The organism is Sphingomonas yabuuchiae (assembly GCF_014199595.1).
Classification (GTDB): Bacteria; Pseudomonadota; Alphaproteobacteria; order Sphingomonadales; family Sphingomonadaceae; genus Sphingomonas; species Sphingomonas yabuuchiae.
Genome location: NZ_JACHNX010000006.1, coordinates 136,671 through 149,801, shown reverse-complemented (window position 1 = coordinate 149,801; position 13,131 = coordinate 136,671). Strand labels below are relative to the sequence as shown.

Here is a 13,131-nt window from a genome sequence, read left to right as displayed (position 1 = left end):
ATTCCCCGACATGATCGACTGGACCTTTCTCGCGCTCGCCGCTGCCGGGGGCTTTGTCGGGGGCGCGATGAATGCGCTGGCGGGGGGCGGCAGTTTCTCGACCATGCCGACGCTGATCGCGCTGGGTCTGCCATCGACCATCGCCAACGCCACCTCCAACGTCGCGCTCCAGCCTGCCGCCATGGCGAGCGTCTGGGCCTATCGTCATGGGCTGGAACCCGTGATGGGGGTGTCGATGCGGCGGATGGCGGCGCTGACCTTCGTTTTCGCGCTGCTGGGCAGCATCCTGTTGTTCCTGACGCCGCCGCGTGCCTTCGACCTGATCGTGCCCTGGCTGCTGCTGACCGCGACGATCGCGATCGCGGGGGGACGGCATGCCTCGGAATGGCTGGCGCGGATCGCCCGGCCGGGGCCGCGCGCGCTGATGGGGGCGCAGGCGGTGCTGGGCGTCTATGGTGGTTATTTCGGCGGCGGTATCGGCATGATGGTGACTGCCGCCTGGGGGCTGCTCTCGGGGCGTAACCCGGCGCAGCTCGCTGCACCGCGCACACTGATGCTGGCCACCGCCAATGCGGCGGCGACCCTGGTCTTCGTGGCGACGGGTATGGTCGCCTGGGCGCAGTGCCTGCCCATGCTGGCGGGCGGCATCGTCGGCGGCTGGAGCGGCGCGCTGATCGGGCGCAGGCTGCCCGCCGGGCTCATCCGGGGCTGGACGCTCCTTCTGACGACGGTGACGACGGCGGTGTTCTTCTATCGGGGATATGCCTGACGGGCGATGGCGATCGGGGGCAGGGACTCCGCTTCCAGTTCCGCCGCCAGCGCCCGGATCCCGAATTCCTCGTCGCGCAGCCATGCTGCGATCTCGGTGCGCAACTCGGCGCAGCCACGGCGATATCCGTCCCAGTCGGCGATGATCTCTTCGAGCGGCCAACTCGAAAGAAAGCCGGATATACGCTGGCGATAGGCAGGCATGGTCGCCTGTACCGCGAGCCAGGCGGCACCGCCGGTCGTGTGTGCCAATCGTTGTGCGGTCGGGTTCGCGTTGCGCATCAGCCAACTCGCCCGCTGACGGCTGGCGTTGGAAAGCAGCCAGCGGCTGCGGCTGAGCGCGACGGCATCGGGCTTGGGCGCGTTGCACAGGGCGCGGTGTTCGGTCATCACGCGAACCAGTTCGTCGCGCAATTCGAGCCATTCGGTCAGCATGGGGCGTGCCTTCGATATAGTTGCGATCGCATGCGACGGTTGCCCTCCATCAGCCCACCCCGGCGATGTCCGTGCGATCCCATAAATTATGAACAGGATAGGCCCCCCGGCCTTTCTTGATGGTCATCGTAACCCGGAATCGATGCCCTCCGCGGTGACGATGGAAATGGTCATATTATCGGATCATCAATGCCTCCTAATGACGGCATTGTGACATATTGATCTAAATCAAAGTTTAATGTGGGGGATAGCGGGTCGCCGGGCCGAATACCGCCATTCCGGCCCGGCGGAGGATCACTCCGCGCCGTCGCAGGCGCCGATATGGCGGCTCTCGCTATGGACTTTTTGCGACATCGGATGGGTACCGGTCATCTCCATCTCCTGATCGGTGGTGAAGCGGGTCGCGGTGAAGCTGCCCTTCGTCTTGCTGTGCATGGTCATGTCGCCGGGCATCCTGCAGGTCAGTTCGCTTTCGAGCTTGCCGCTCTCGAAGGTCGCGCTTTTGACGGTGCAGTCCGATTGCGCCTGCTTCAGCAACTCGGCGGGGCGCTTGGCGGCCTGTTCGGCGGTCAGGCAGATACTGTTGGTCTGGGCGGGCGGCGTCGGGCTGACGCCCTTGGGCATGTTCGCCATCTTCAGGTCGCTGACCTGGGTCTTCACCTCCCATGTTGCCCGGCGGATATCGATGGCCGTTCCGCCAGTGCCGCACCACCACATGGGTGGGTTTCGAGTCGCGGTCAGAAGGCGGTCGCGGCTGCCGCCATCTGCTCCGCCGATGGGGGAAACACGCCTCCCGGCTGCCATTCGACCTCGGTCAGCAACAGCCGCAGATGGCGTTCCTCCGCGAAGAGCCGCTTGTCGGCATCGCGGCGACAGGCGTCGGCCGCGTGGGCATAGGCGGCTGGCGCTTCCATCACCGCCTCCATCGGCCAGCGGGCAATGAAGCCTGACAGGGCCCGGCCATAGGCCGGAGTCTCGTTGCGCAGGGTCAGTAGCCCGGCGGCCGCTTTCAGCGCGGCATGGGCTTCGGCCAAGGGAAAGACCGTGTCCGTCAGAAAGGCGAGCCTTTTCCGGCTGACGAGCGCGATCTGCCACCGGACATGGCGCAGGGCCTGGTAATCGATCGGCGCGGCGGCGCACAGGTTGCGATGGGCATCCAGCCAGCGGGCCAGCGCGGCGTGATGCTCCCGAAGCTCGGTCAGCATGGTGGGCCTTCTGAAAACATCGACCCCCCTATCGTGCCCGAGGGTTACAAAGCCGTATACGATTACGGAAATCCTTTGCAGCCCCGTTTGGGCGGCTGGATCAGGCGTCGGGGCGCCGCATTTCGAAGCGGGCCGCCTCCGTCACCTCGAAATAATCGACCGGTCCCCCGCCGCGCAGGATGGGGCGGGCGCGGGCGGTCTGGTAGATACCGTTCTCGATCAGGTCGGCGGCGATATGGATGCCCACCGCCTCGCCGATGACCAGCCACTGGTCCAGCTCGCGGCCCTCCTGGGTCTCCAGCCGGATCAGCTGGGTCAGGCGGCATTCGAACGACACTGGGCTCTCCGCCACGCGTGGGGCGTCGACCAACTGCCCGTCCTGCGCCGTCACGCCCGACAGCGCGAACTCGTCCACCTCTGCGGGCACGGTCGCTGCACTGGCGTTCATCGCCTGGGCCAGCGTCATGGTGGCGAGGTTCCAGGTGAAGACCTTGGTCTCGGCGATGTTGGCGACCGAGTCCTTCCACCCCTGCGACGAAAAGCCGATCAGCGGCGGACGGTAGTTGAAGACGTTGAAAAAGCTGTAGGGTGCCAGATTGTTGACGCCCTGCACCGACCGGCTGCCGATCCAGCCGATCGGGCGCGGCGCGACGATCGCGTTCAAGGGATCATGCGCCAGCCCATGACCGTTGACGGGTTCGTAGAAATGCCAGTTGTCGATCATGGATGGTCACCGAAAGGGAGTGTGGATGAAAGCCGGAACGCCGACCGAGCCGGAAAGAGCCCCGGAGTCGCTCCTGGAGCCACCGGGCGCCGTCATCCGTCGCCACGGTTGGGTGACGCGCATCTGGCACTGGGTCAATGCGGTCGCGGTGCTGATCCTGCTGGGATCGGGGCTGGGCATCTCCAACGCGCATCCCCGGCTCTATTGGGGGCGTTACGGCGCGAATTTCGATCACGCCTGGGCCAGCCTGCCGCACTTTCCGGCCTGGCTGACCATTCCGGCACGCTACAATCTGGCGATCTCGCGGCGCTGGCATCTGCTCTTCGCACTGGTGCTGGGGTTCGGGCTGCTCGCCTATATGATCGGCGGCCTGGTCACGCGGCATTTCCAGCGCGACCTGCGTATCCGGGGTTGGGAGCTTCGGCCGCGTGCAATCTGGGCGGATTTTTGGCGGCATCTGGCCCTTCGTTTTCACGACGAGCGTGATCCGCGGGCCTATAACCTGTTCCAGAAGCTGAGTTATGCGGGGGTGCTGTTCGTCGCCCTGCCGCTCGCCATCCTGACCGGCATCGCGCTGTCGCCGGGCATGAATGCGGCCTGGCCCTGGGTGCTGGATCTGCTGGGTGGGCGGCAATCGGCGCGGTCGATCCACTTCATCACGGCGACGCTGCTGGCGCTGTTCACCATCGTACATCTGACGCTGGTCATCCTGGCCGGGCCGTTCAACGAGATGCGGTCTATGATCACCGGCCGCTGGAGGGTTCCCGAATGACCGCCGGATTGATTGGGCGTCGTACCATCCTGACCGGCGGCGCCGGACTGCTTCTGGCGGGCTGCGACCGGATCATCGAGCAGCCGACCGCGCGGAAAATCCTGTTCGCGGGCGAGGATATGCAGAAGGGGCTGCAACGCGCGCTGATGGACCGGGGGGCGCTGGCCCCCGAATATCGCCGCGACCAGATGTCGCCCGTCTTCCGCACCAACGGCACGCGCAACCCGGGCACACCCGAATATGCCGCACTCGCCGCCAACCGGTTCGAGGACTGGCGGCTGACGGTCGGCGGGCTGGTGGCCAAGCCGCTGTCGCTGTCCTTGCGCCAGATCGGCGAGTTCCCCGCGCGGCGTCAGATCACCCGCCACGACTGCGTCGAGGGATGGAGCGCGATCGGCGAATGGATGGGGCCGATGCTGGGCACGATCCTGAAGGCCGCCGATATCAGCACGCGGGCGCGCTATGTCGTCTTCACCTGTGCCGACCTGTACGGCGGGCAGCCCTATTACGAATCACTCGACCTGATCGACGCCTTCCATCCCCAGACGATCCTGGCCTGGGGCATGAACGGGCGGTTGCTCGACATCGGCCATGGCGCGCCCTTGCGGCTGCGCGTCGAGCGGCAGCTGGGATACAAGCACGCCAAGTATCTGATGCGGATCGATGCAGTAGAAAGCTTGGATAACATAGGTTTGGGCAAGGGCGGATACTGGGAAGATCACGTCGATTATGACTGGTATGCGGGAATTTAAGGCACTAGGCGGTGCCATATGGCGCTGATCGATCTCTTTCTGTCGCGCGCGGTCCGCAAGGGCCGCCTGTCCCTCACCCATCATGATGGAAAGGTCCGCGAGTTCGGCTCGCCCGAACCCGGTTATCCCGATGTCGCGATCCGCTTCACCGACTCGTCGGTCGCCGGGCAGATCGTCCGCAACCCTGCACTGGCGGCGGGGGAGTCCTTCATGGACGGCCGCCTGGTCGTCGAGAAGGGCGATGTCCGCGACCTAGTCGAACTGCTGACGGCCAATGACAAATGGGAAGCGGGCCGCGCGAACCTGAACCCGTCGCGGCTGGTCCGGGCGGCCGGCGCGATCAAGCACCGCATCGACCGGATCAACATGGAGCGCCGGTCGAAGAAGAACGTCGCCCATCACTACGACCTGTCGGGCACGCTGTACGAACTCTTCCTCGACACCGACAAGCAATATAGCTGCGCCTATTTCACCGATCCGAAGAACGATCTGGAGCGGGCGCAACGCGACAAGAAGGCGCATATCGCCGCCAAGCTGGCGATCGAGCCGGGGATGAAGGTCCTCGACATCGGTTGCGGCTGGGGTGGCATGGCGCTGTACCTGCACCAGAAATGCGGTGCCGAAGTGCTGGGCGTCACCCTGTCCGAGGAACAGCTGAAGGTCGCGCGCGCGCGTGCCGAGGCGCTGGGCGTATCGGACAAGGTGAAGTTCGAGCTGATCGACTATCGCCGGGTGGAGGGCCAGTTCGACCGCATCGTCTCGGTCGGCATGTTCGAGCATGTCGGCCCGCCGCAATACCGGACCTTCTTCCGCAAGTGCCGCGACCTGCTGACCGAGGACGGCGTGATGCTGCTCCATACGATCGGGCGGCTGAACGGGCCGGGCGTCACCGACGACTGGACGACCAAGTACATCTTCCCCGGCGGCTATAACCCCGCCCTGTCGGAAATCGTCCGCGCCCAGGAGGGGCTGCGCATGTTCCTGACCGATGTCGAGGTGCTGCGCTGCCATTATGGCTGGACGCTCGACATCTGGTACGACCGGACCGTGGCGGCGAAGGACCGCATCGTCGAGCTGTATGACGAGCGCTTCTATCGCATGTGGCTCTTCTATCTGGCGGGTGCGGGCGCGGCGTTCCGCAATGGCGGCCTGTGCAACTATCAGGTGCAGTTGACGCGCGGGCGGCTCTCGGTGCCGGTGACGCGGGATTACATGTTCGAGGGCGAACGCGCGCTCCGGGATTAAAATCCTCCCCGGCACGGGGAGGGGGACCGCCGCGAAGCGGTGGTGGAGGGGGCGTTCTGCAAGGGATGTCCTATGAGGAAGCCCCCCTCCGTCAGGCCTGCGGCCTGCCACCTCCCCGTGCCGGGGAGGAGCGATTCAACCCAAAGCGGCGAACTTTTCCTCCGCCTCGCGGTCGAGCTGCGCGCGGCTCTTCTTCTCGGCAGCCGTCTTCAACTGGCCGCAGGCCGCGTCGATGTCGCGCCCGCGCGGGGTACGGACCGGCGCGGAGATGCCGCCCTCGAACACGATGTCGGAGAAGCGCCGAATCCGCTCCGGCGTCGAGCATTCATAGTCGGCGCCGGGCCAGGGGTTGAACGGGATCAGGTTCACCTTGGCGGGCAGGTCGTAATGGCGCAGCAGCCGGACCAGCTCATGCGCATCGGCGTCCGAGTCGTTCTTGTCCTTCAGCATCACATATTCGAAGGTGATGCGCCGGGCATTGTTGGCACCCGGATAGTCGGCACAGGCCTGCAACAGCTCCTCGATGCCGTATTTCTTGTTCAGCGGCACCAGCTCGTCGCGCACGTCCTTGGTCACGGCGTGGAGCGACACGGCCAGGTTCACGCCGATCTCCGCGCCCGCGCGCGCCATCATCGGCACGACGCCGCTGGTCGACAGGGTGATGCGGCGCTTCGACAGCGCGAGGCCGTCACCGTCCATCACCAGCTTCAGCGCATCGCGCACCGCATCGAAATTATAGAGCGGCTCGCCCATGCCCATCATGACGATGTTGGTCAGCATCCGCCCCTCGGGCTGGCTGGGCCATTCGCCGAGCGAGTCGCGCGCGAGCATGACCTGCCCGACGATCTCGCCCGCCGTCAGGTTGCGGACGAGGCGCATCGTGCCGGTGTGGCAGAAACGGCAGTTCAACGTGCAGCCGACCTGGCTCGAGACGCACAAAGTCCCCCGATCGGCGTCGGGGATGAACACCATCTCGTAATCCTGCCCGTCGGCCGAGCGCAGCAGCCATTTGCGCGTGCCGTCGTTCGACACCTGCGCTTCGACCACCTCGGGACGGCCGATGACGAAGCGTTCCTCCAGCCAGGGATGCTGCGCCTTGGCGATGTCGGTCATGTCGGCGAAACGGGTCGCGCCGCGATTGTAGAGCCAGTGCCAGATCTGCTTGGAGCGCAGCTTGGCCTGCTTCAGCTCCATGCCGCCCGACAGCAAAGCCTCGCGCAGCTGGTCCTTGGTCAGGCCGATCAGGTCGACGCGACCATCCGGACGCGGTTGCACGCCGCGCGGCACGGGCACGGGATCGATGTGCCCCGGAATGGGCATGTCTGGGGTCATTCTTTATTATCCGTTCGACGGGAGTTTATCGGCATATAGCAATTTCGTACGCCATCGACGTGCTGCAGAAGATCAGGGGCGACGGGTGCGCCCATGGGGTCCAATACGACGTCAATACCTTCGCGGCGGGCAAGCTTAACGGGCGGGACGAAGTCTGCGTCAGCGGCGACCAGCACGATCTGATCCACCTGGTGCTTGTGCGCCATTGCCGCGATATCCAGTCCAAGCCGCATATCGACGCCCTTTTGAACTACATCGAGTTCGAAATCCTCATCGCGCGGCGGATGGCCTTCGCGCCAGCGATGAATGGCATTCGGCCGCAACCGCCATGGCGACAAATTCTCGTTCAGTCGGCCAAGCCGCAGCGCGACCTTTCGTGTCTGGTGAAGACGGTCATGAATGGCGAGCCGAAGCTTCGCCTCCGGCGTCTGCGCCAGATTGACGGCGCGTTTATCGATCGGCGTGTGAAGCCTTTTGGTAAGCGGCGGGCAGTCGTAAAAAAAGATGCGGTATAGTTCGGCCGTTTCCTGCGGACGCCAGTCATTCGCGGAAACAGTCGACCATGCGGGGTTCGCCCGAAGTCGTGCCGTAATGTGATGTGCAGCCATGCAAATCACGCCAAAAGCCACATCCTCCGCATCGCCTGCGAAAAGATTGGGAAAGGCTGATTTGAAACGGCGCAGAAAAAATGCGCCGTCAATCACGACGGCAGTTGGCATAAATGGCTACCAGAAACGCAATGTCCCCGGAAGCGGGCCTTGAGCTGATGTCTGCTCTTGCGAGCGCCTCAAGGCGGCTACCGGGGACCTGATGGAAAAATACATATCGTATTGATCCCCAAAAATCAAGGTCACCCCACACACGCCAAGGTCGCGGCATCGATCGCCGCTGCCGCGCCCGCCAGCGTATAGGTGTCGGCGAAGGGCCGGTGGCGCGGGTCGACGGCGGAGACGCTCATGCTGCGGCCCGAGCGTATCGCCATGACCAGCGCATGGTCGGTGGCCGCGTCGGGTGCCCAGACGTCCTGGGTGGTGCCGACCAGCGGAAAGCGGCGCTCGCCGATGGCCAGCGTGACGGCGGCGGCGCGGTCGCGCGGGCTGCTGAGATGCGCGTGGAAGGATTCGCGCAGGTGCTTGGCGGGCCAGGTGCCGACGCTGGCAAAGCCGCCGACCCGCCCGTTTGCCAGCACCGGTTTTGCAATGGCGTAGCAGCGGTCGGGATCGCGAAAGGCACCCCAGCCCTTGTAGATGCCGATCGTCTCGCGCGCGACAACCGGCGCGGCGACCAGTGCCAGGCACAGCGCCAGCCGCTTCATGGGCAAGCCCGGTGGATCACCGTTTCGGCGGCGCTCTCGATCATCACGATCGACCCCTGCGGCAGGCGTTCCGCCACCGGCACACCGCAATGCGGATCATCGGGCAAGCCTAGCATCAGCCCGCGCAGCACCCGGCTCGACAGGCCGTGCATCAGGATCAGCCGGTCGCCGTCATGCTCGGCCGTATCCGCCAGCCACGCCGACAGCCGTGCCGCCATCGCCGCATAACGTTCGCCATCAGGCGCGCCGACCGCCATGCCGTGCGGATGGACGATCGAGCCGTGGATCGAACTCAGCGCCGCGAAATCCTGCCCGCCCCAGCTGCCGAAACCCAGTTCGATGAGCCGCCCATCATGCCGTGTTTCATGCCAGTCGAGCGCCAGATGCTCGGCGATCACCGCCAGCGTCTGCAGCGCGCGGCCCGTGGGCGAGGACCAGAGGGTCAGGGCAGGGGATTCGCCCAGCCGTTCGCGTAACGCTTCGCCGATCGCCTCGGCCTGCGCGAATCCCTTGCGGGTCAGCGGGGTGTGCAGATCGACCCGGTCGCCCTGGATGCGTCCGATCCGGTTGAACACCGTCTCGCCATGCCGGGCGATATAGTCGCGGCCTTTCCGGGCGGGCGGTGCGTGTAAGGGCGTCATGACCCGCCATCCCTGTCCCGGCTGTTGCCCCTATGCAACGCTTTTTCCTGTTTAGCTGAGGTTCATGCAACGCCTGGGCTTTCGCGTCATTAGTGCCGCAACCGCCGAATGTAACGGCGGCCGGTACAGTAATGGAGTATAGTGTATGCGTAAGCTCATGCTCGCCGCCCTGGCGACCTCGGCAGCCATCGCCGCCGCGGCCCCCGCCGCCGCCCAGACCGCACAGCCCTTCACGGGTTTCCGCGTCGAGGGCCTGATCGGCTATGACAGCCTCAACGATCGTCAGGGTCAGGATAAGAGTTCGAGCGACGGCGTGCTCTATGGCGCCGCGATCGGTTACGACCTTCCCGCAGGCCCCGTGGTCCTGGGCGCCGAGGGCGAGATTTCGGGGAGCAGCTCGGACACCCGCAGCAGCGGCATCCGCGTGCCCGGTGACGAGTTCCGCCTGGGCGCGGGCCGTGACCTCTATGCCGGTGCACGCGTCGGCTATGTCATCTCGCCGGTCGCGATGGGCTATCTGAAGGCCGGTTACACCAACGCCAAGTTCGATGCGCGCTACACCACCGCGGGCGTCACCACCGTCAATTCGCAGGAAGTCGGCGGCTATCGCCTGGGCGCCGGTCTGGAATATGCGATCAGCCCCAACACCTTCGTAAAGGGCGAATATCGCTATTCGCATTATGACGAACTGGACGGCGTCGGCATCAATCCGAACCGCCACCAGCTGATGGCAGGTCTGGGCCTGCGCTTCTAAGCCGGGATTCTTTTCCACATTAACGGTGGTTTTACTCCCAGTGTAAGAGGGGTCGGAGCCTTGCTTCGGCCCCTTCTTGGCGGGTAGGAACCAAGGCCATTTATCATTCGGACTCGGGGACCATGCGGTCGTTCCGGCGGGGGATCAGGAAATGAAGGCGACGATCGAACGCGCAACGCTGCTCAAGGGGTTGAGCCATGTCCAGTCGGTGGTGGAGCGGCGGAACACGATTCCGATCCTCTCCAACGTGCTGCTGGAGGCGACGGCCGAGGGCCAGCTGCGCATGATGGCGACCGACCTGGACCTGCAGATCAACGACAGCGTCGCCGCCGCCGTCGACCAGCCGGGTTCGACCACCGTGTCGGCGCACACGCTGTTCGACATCGCCCGCAAGCTGCCCGAGGGCGCGCAGGTCCAGCTGACCGCCGCCGAAGGCCGCATGACCATCGTGGCGGGCCGTGCCCGCTTTTCGCTCGGCACGCTGCCGCGCGACGACTTCCCCGTCATCGCCGAGGGCGAACTGCCGACCCAGTTCGAGCTGCCGGTCGAATTGCTCAAGCAGATCATCGACAAGACGCGCTTCGCCATCTCGACCGAAGAGACGCGCTATTATCTGAACGGCATCTTCCTGCACGTCGCCGAGGATAACGGTGCCCCCGTGCTGAAGGCCGCCGCCACCGACGGCCACCGTCTGGCGCGCGTCACCATCGAACGCCCGAACGGCGCCGAGGGCATGCCCGACGTGATCGTGCCGCGTAAGTGCGTGGGCGAGCTTCGCAAGCTGCTCGACGAAGTGGACGGCTCGGTCGGCGTGTCGCTGTCGGGCACCAAGATCCGCTTCGACCTGGGCCAGGCGATCCTGACCTCCAAGCTGATCGACGGCACCTTCCCCGATTACAGCCGCGTCATCCCGACCGCCAACGACAAGATCCTGAAGCTGGACCCCAAGGCGTTCATGCAGGGCGTCGACCGCGTGTCGACCATCGCGACCGAAAAGACCCGCGCGGTGAAGATGGCGCTGGACCGCGACCGGATCACCTTGTCGGTGACCAGCCCCGAGAACGGCACCGCGTCGGAAGAGGTGCCGGGCGAGTACACCTCGCTGGGCTTCGAGATCGGCTTCAACAGCCGCTATCTGCTCGACATCCTGGCGCAGATCGACAGCGACTTGGTCGAGGTCCACCTGGCCGATGCCGCCGCACCGACCCTGATCCGCGAAAATGACAAGGCACCGGCGCTGTACGTGCTGATGCCGATGCGGGTGTAAAACCCAAATCCTCCCTGCTTGTGGGGAGGGGGACCACCCGCAGGGTGGTGGAGGGGGATTGCCGCACGGCGCGTCCTTTGTGGATGCCCCCCTCCGTCAGGCCTTCGGCCTGCCACCTCCCCATGCTGGGGAGGATCGTTTAAGGCGGTCATGATGCTCACCCGCCTGGTCCTCACCGATTTCCGCAATCATGCCGACCTCGCGCTGTCACCGGCGGCGGGGTTCGTCGTGCTGACCGGCGAAAACGGCGCGGGGAAAACCAACGTGCTGGAGGCGGTGTCGCTGCTCGCGCCCGGTCGCGGCCTGCGCCGCGCCGCGTTGTCGGCGATGGCGCGGCAGGGGGGCAAGGGCGGATTCGGCGTCGCGGCGACGCTCGACGGCGATGTCGAGATCGCAACCGGCGCGCTGGCCTCCGCGCCCGAAAGGCGGGTCGTCAGGGTGCAGGGGGCGGCCACGAGCGCCAATGCGCTGGCCGACTGGTTGTCCGTCCTGTGGCTGACCCCGGCGATGGACCGGCTGTTCGTCGAGCCCGCGTCCGAGCGGCGGCGGTTTCTCGACCGGCTGGTGCTGGCGCTGGCCCCGGCGCACGGGATGCACGCGACCCGCTATGACGCCGCGATGCGTGAGCGCAACCGGCTGCTGGCAAGCGACGGTCCGGTCGATCCCGACTGGCTGAGCGCGCTGGAGGCACGGATGGTCGAGCATGGCGCGGCGCTCGATGCCGCGCGGGTGGCGGCGGTGGCCGCGCTCGACCAACGACTGGAGGAGGCGCCCGACAGCGTGTTCGCCCGGGCCGCGCTGGCGTTGGAGGGGGAGGCGGTCGACCCGGCGGCATTCGCCCATGCGCTGGCCATGGGGCGCAGGCGTGACGCGGCGGCGGGGCGGACGCTGGTCGGGCCGCACCGGGCCGACCTTTCCGTGACGCATGTGGCCAAGGGGCAGGCGGCGGCGCTGTGCTCCACGGGCGAGCAGAAGGCGCTGCTGCTCGGCATCGTCTTGGCTCATGCCGATCTGGTGACCGAGCAACGCGGGCTGCCCCCGGTGTTGCTGCTGGACGAGGTGGCGGCGCATCTCGATCCGTCGCGCCGCGCCGCGCTGTTCGAGCGGCTGGCGGGGCGGGGGCAGGTGTGGATGACCGGGACCGAGCCCGGGCTGTTCACCGATGTGCCGGGGGAGGCGACGCGGGTGGAGTTTTGAGGCAGGCGTTGGTCTCGGTGAGACATCTTGCCCTCCCCCATCCCCTCCCGCCTGCGGGAGGGGTGCGTTACCGGGCGACGTTCAGCATACTGAGAAACGGCATCCTACCGTAGCGCCAAGGCACGCCCCTCCCGCAGGCGGGAGGGGATGGGGGAGGGCTCGGGGTCTCATAGAGACCATCACCCGCGACAGACCCGCATCGCCACCCCATCCAGCGCCCGGTCATAGCTCGCCGTCTCGCCCGCGCTCAAAAATCCCTGTTTCGCCACGAAGCGGTTCACATCGTGCCGCACCCGTGCAACCGCATTCCACAAGGATTGGGCCTCACTCTGCGACAGGCGACGCGCCTTTCGCGCGGTGCCGATATCCGCCTGAAGGATATCGGCGCGCATCGCGATATGCGCCTGGCGCGGATCGCGGATCGTGCCGCCGACCGGCCCCTTGAGAGCGCGCTGCTGCGTCAGGTCGCAACTGGGATAGTCCCGCCGCAACGACTGCGCCGAAAGCGGGACGGCGGCGAGCGTCGCCAGCATGATGGGGAGGAGTAAGGCCTTGCCGGTCATCGCCATCTCCAATGCCAAAAAGCGGGAACGGGATACGCGCAAACGGGGTATCCGGCTCCCGATCGGGGCATGAAATCGGCGTCACGAACGACGTGTCGCCGCCGGGTTTTGCCGCCCGGCGCAAGGGCGGGCGAAAGGGCCGCCGCCCCTCCCATTTCGCT

16 protein-coding genes are annotated in these 13,131 nt (G+C 66.0%); 7 read left to right on the top strand and 9 right to left on the bottom strand.

Going from position 1 to position 13,131, the window contains the following annotated elements:
- Positions 1-10 precede the first annotated feature (10 nt).
- Positions 11-769 (top strand): sulfite exporter TauE/SafE family protein, encoded by a 759-nt coding sequence (locus GGQ89_RS09745; protein ID WP_056435770.1) that lies wholly within the window; start codon positions 11-13, stop codon positions 767-769.
- On the opposite strand, the gene GGQ89_RS09740 is transcribed toward GGQ89_RS09745, so the two are convergent.
- The 4 genes from GGQ89_RS09740 to GGQ89_RS09725 all read right to left on the bottom strand — a co-directional run bounded on the left by GGQ89_RS09740 (position 751) and on the right by GGQ89_RS09725 (position 3,132).
- A complete protein-coding gene (locus GGQ89_RS09740) occupies positions 751-1,203 on the bottom strand; it encodes a hypothetical protein (protein ID WP_056435767.1) in 453 nt (150 codons plus the stop codon). The genes GGQ89_RS09745 and GGQ89_RS09740 overlap by 19 nt on opposite strands.
- Before the next feature lie 294 nt (positions 1,204-1,497).
- Positions 1,498-1,863: a DUF3617 family protein gene (locus GGQ89_RS09735; protein ID WP_184105611.1), complete on the bottom strand. Its 366-nt coding sequence runs from the start codon at positions 1,861-1,863 to the stop codon at positions 1,498-1,500.
- 77 nt (positions 1,864-1,940) lie between these two features.
- A complete protein-coding gene (locus GGQ89_RS09730; RefSeq protein ID WP_184105610.1) occupies positions 1,941-2,408 on the bottom strand; it encodes a hypothetical protein in 468 nt (155 codons plus the stop codon).
- A gap of 100 nt (positions 2,409-2,508) precedes the next feature.
- Complete coding sequence (locus GGQ89_RS09725) at positions 2,509-3,132, bottom strand: flavin reductase family protein (protein ID WP_076714049.1); 624 nt, start codon at positions 3,130-3,132, stop codon at positions 2,509-2,511.
- 25 nt (positions 3,133-3,157) lie between these two features.
- On the opposite strand from GGQ89_RS09725, the gene GGQ89_RS09720 reads away from it, so the two are divergent.
- Genes GGQ89_RS09720 through GGQ89_RS09710 form a run of 3 tightly spaced genes read left to right on the top strand, consistent with a single transcriptional unit; the run spans position 3,158 to position 5,901 of the window.
- Complete coding sequence (locus GGQ89_RS09720; RefSeq protein ID WP_184105609.1) at positions 3,158-3,904, top strand: cytochrome b/b6 domain-containing protein; 747 nt, start codon at positions 3,158-3,160, stop codon at positions 3,902-3,904.
- Positions 3,901-4,656 (top strand): molybdopterin-dependent oxidoreductase, encoded by a 756-nt coding sequence (locus GGQ89_RS09715; RefSeq protein WP_184105608.1) that lies wholly within the window; start codon positions 3,901-3,903, stop codon positions 4,654-4,656. Before GGQ89_RS09720 ends, GGQ89_RS09715 begins: the two co-directional genes overlap by 4 nt.
- A gap of 18 nt (positions 4,657-4,674) precedes the next feature.
- Positions 4,675-5,901, top strand: coding sequence for an SAM-dependent methyltransferase (locus tag GGQ89_RS09710; RefSeq protein ID WP_184105607.1), 1,227 nt, complete (start codon positions 4,675-4,677; stop codon positions 5,899-5,901).
- Between the two features lie 135 nt (positions 5,902-6,036).
- Here the strand turns inward: GGQ89_RS09710 and rlmN are convergent, their stop codons facing one another.
- The 4 genes from rlmN to GGQ89_RS09690 form a co-directional block, all read right to left on the bottom strand.
- Positions 6,037-7,221, bottom strand: coding sequence for a dual-specificity RNA methyltransferase RlmN (gene rlmN, locus GGQ89_RS09705; RefSeq protein WP_184105677.1), 1,185 nt, complete (start codon positions 7,219-7,221; stop codon positions 6,037-6,039).
- An 8-nt stretch (positions 7,222-7,229) separates the two neighbouring features.
- Complete coding sequence (locus GGQ89_RS09700) at positions 7,230-7,952, bottom strand: NYN domain-containing protein (protein ID WP_184105606.1); 723 nt, start codon at positions 7,950-7,952, stop codon at positions 7,230-7,232.
- Positions 7,953-8,083: 131 nt separating this feature from the next.
- Positions 8,084-8,548 (bottom strand): hypothetical protein, encoded by a 465-nt coding sequence (locus GGQ89_RS09695; RefSeq protein ID WP_184105605.1) that lies wholly within the window; start codon positions 8,546-8,548, stop codon positions 8,084-8,086.
- Positions 8,545-9,189, bottom strand: a complete 645-nt coding sequence (locus GGQ89_RS09690; RefSeq protein ID WP_184105604.1) for a histidine phosphatase family protein — start codon at positions 9,187-9,189, stop codon at positions 8,545-8,547. The genes GGQ89_RS09695 and GGQ89_RS09690 overlap by 4 nt, the downstream gene beginning before the upstream one ends.
- Before the next feature lie 145 nt (positions 9,190-9,334).
- On the opposite strand from GGQ89_RS09690, the gene GGQ89_RS09685 reads away from it, so the two are divergent.
- From GGQ89_RS09685 to recF, 3 genes are all read left to right on the top strand, one after another.
- Entirely contained in the window at positions 9,335-9,943 is a 609-nt protein-coding gene (locus GGQ89_RS09685) for an outer membrane protein (protein ID WP_240456398.1), read from the top strand.
- 151 nt (positions 9,944-10,094) lie between these two features.
- The gene (dnaN, locus tag GGQ89_RS09680; protein ID WP_056435738.1) at positions 10,095-11,210 is read left to right on the top strand and encodes a DNA polymerase III subunit beta; all 1,116 of its coding nucleotides are present in this window, start codon (positions 10,095-10,097) and stop codon (positions 11,208-11,210) included.
- Positions 11,211-11,363: 153 nt separating this feature from the next.
- Positions 11,364-12,407 carry a DNA replication/repair protein RecF gene (gene recF / locus GGQ89_RS09675; RefSeq protein ID WP_184105675.1) on the top strand — a complete coding sequence of 348 codons (1,044 nt, stop codon included), beginning with the start codon at positions 11,364-11,366 and terminating at the stop codon, positions 12,405-12,407.
- Between the two features lie 179 nt (positions 12,408-12,586).
- Here the strand turns inward: recF and GGQ89_RS09670 are convergent, their stop codons facing one another.
- Positions 12,587-12,970, bottom strand: coding sequence for a hypothetical protein (locus GGQ89_RS09670; protein WP_184105603.1), 384 nt, complete (start codon positions 12,968-12,970; stop codon positions 12,587-12,589).
- Between the last annotated feature and the right edge of the window lie 161 nt (positions 12,971-13,131).

Bases quoted from the DNA above. Each gene is read 5' to 3' on its own strand.
- GGQ89_RS09745 (WP_056435770.1), top strand. From the start codon at position 11: ATGATCGACTGGACCTTTCTCGCGCTCGCCGCTGCCGGGGGCTTTGTC.
- GGQ89_RS09740 (WP_056435767.1), bottom strand. From the start codon at position 1,203: ATGCTGACCGAATGGCTCGAATTGCGCGACGAACTGGTTCGCGTGATG.
- GGQ89_RS09730 (WP_184105610.1), bottom strand. From the start codon at position 2,408: ATGCTGACCGAGCTTCGGGAGCATCACGCCGCGCTGGCCCGCTGGCTG.
- GGQ89_RS09725 (WP_076714049.1), bottom strand. From the start codon at position 3,132: ATGATCGACAACTGGCATTTCTACGAACCCGTCAACGGTCATGGGCTG.
- GGQ89_RS09720 (WP_184105609.1), top strand. From the start codon at position 3,158: ATGAAAGCCGGAACGCCGACCGAGCCGGAAAGAGCCCCGGAGTCGCTC.
- GGQ89_RS09715 (WP_184105608.1), top strand. From the start codon at position 3,901: ATGACCGCCGGATTGATTGGGCGTCGTACCATCCTGACCGGCGGCGCC.
- GGQ89_RS09710 (WP_184105607.1), top strand. From the start codon at position 4,675: ATGGCGCTGATCGATCTCTTTCTGTCGCGCGCGGTCCGCAAGGGCCGC.
- rlmN (WP_184105677.1), bottom strand. From the start codon at position 7,221: ATGCCCATTCCGGGGCACATCGATCCCGTGCCCGTGCCGCGCGGCGTG.
- GGQ89_RS09700 (WP_184105606.1), bottom strand. From the start codon at position 7,952: ATGCCAACTGCCGTCGTGATTGACGGCGCATTTTTTCTGCGCCGTTTC.
- GGQ89_RS09695 (WP_184105605.1), bottom strand. From the start codon at position 8,548: ATGAAGCGGCTGGCGCTGTGCCTGGCACTGGTCGCCGCGCCGGTTGTC.
- GGQ89_RS09690 (WP_184105604.1), bottom strand. From the start codon at position 9,189: ATGACGCCCTTACACGCACCGCCCGCCCGGAAAGGCCGCGACTATATC.
- GGQ89_RS09685 (WP_240456398.1), top strand. From the start codon at position 9,335: ATGCGTAAGCTCATGCTCGCCGCCCTGGCGACCTCGGCAGCCATCGCC.
- dnaN (WP_056435738.1), top strand. From the start codon at position 10,095: ATGAAGGCGACGATCGAACGCGCAACGCTGCTCAAGGGGTTGAGCCAT.
- recF (WP_184105675.1), top strand. From the start codon at position 11,364: ATGCTCACCCGCCTGGTCCTCACCGATTTCCGCAATCATGCCGACCTC.
- GGQ89_RS09670 (WP_184105603.1), bottom strand. From the start codon at position 12,970: ATGACCGGCAAGGCCTTACTCCTCCCCATCATGCTGGCGACGCTCGCC.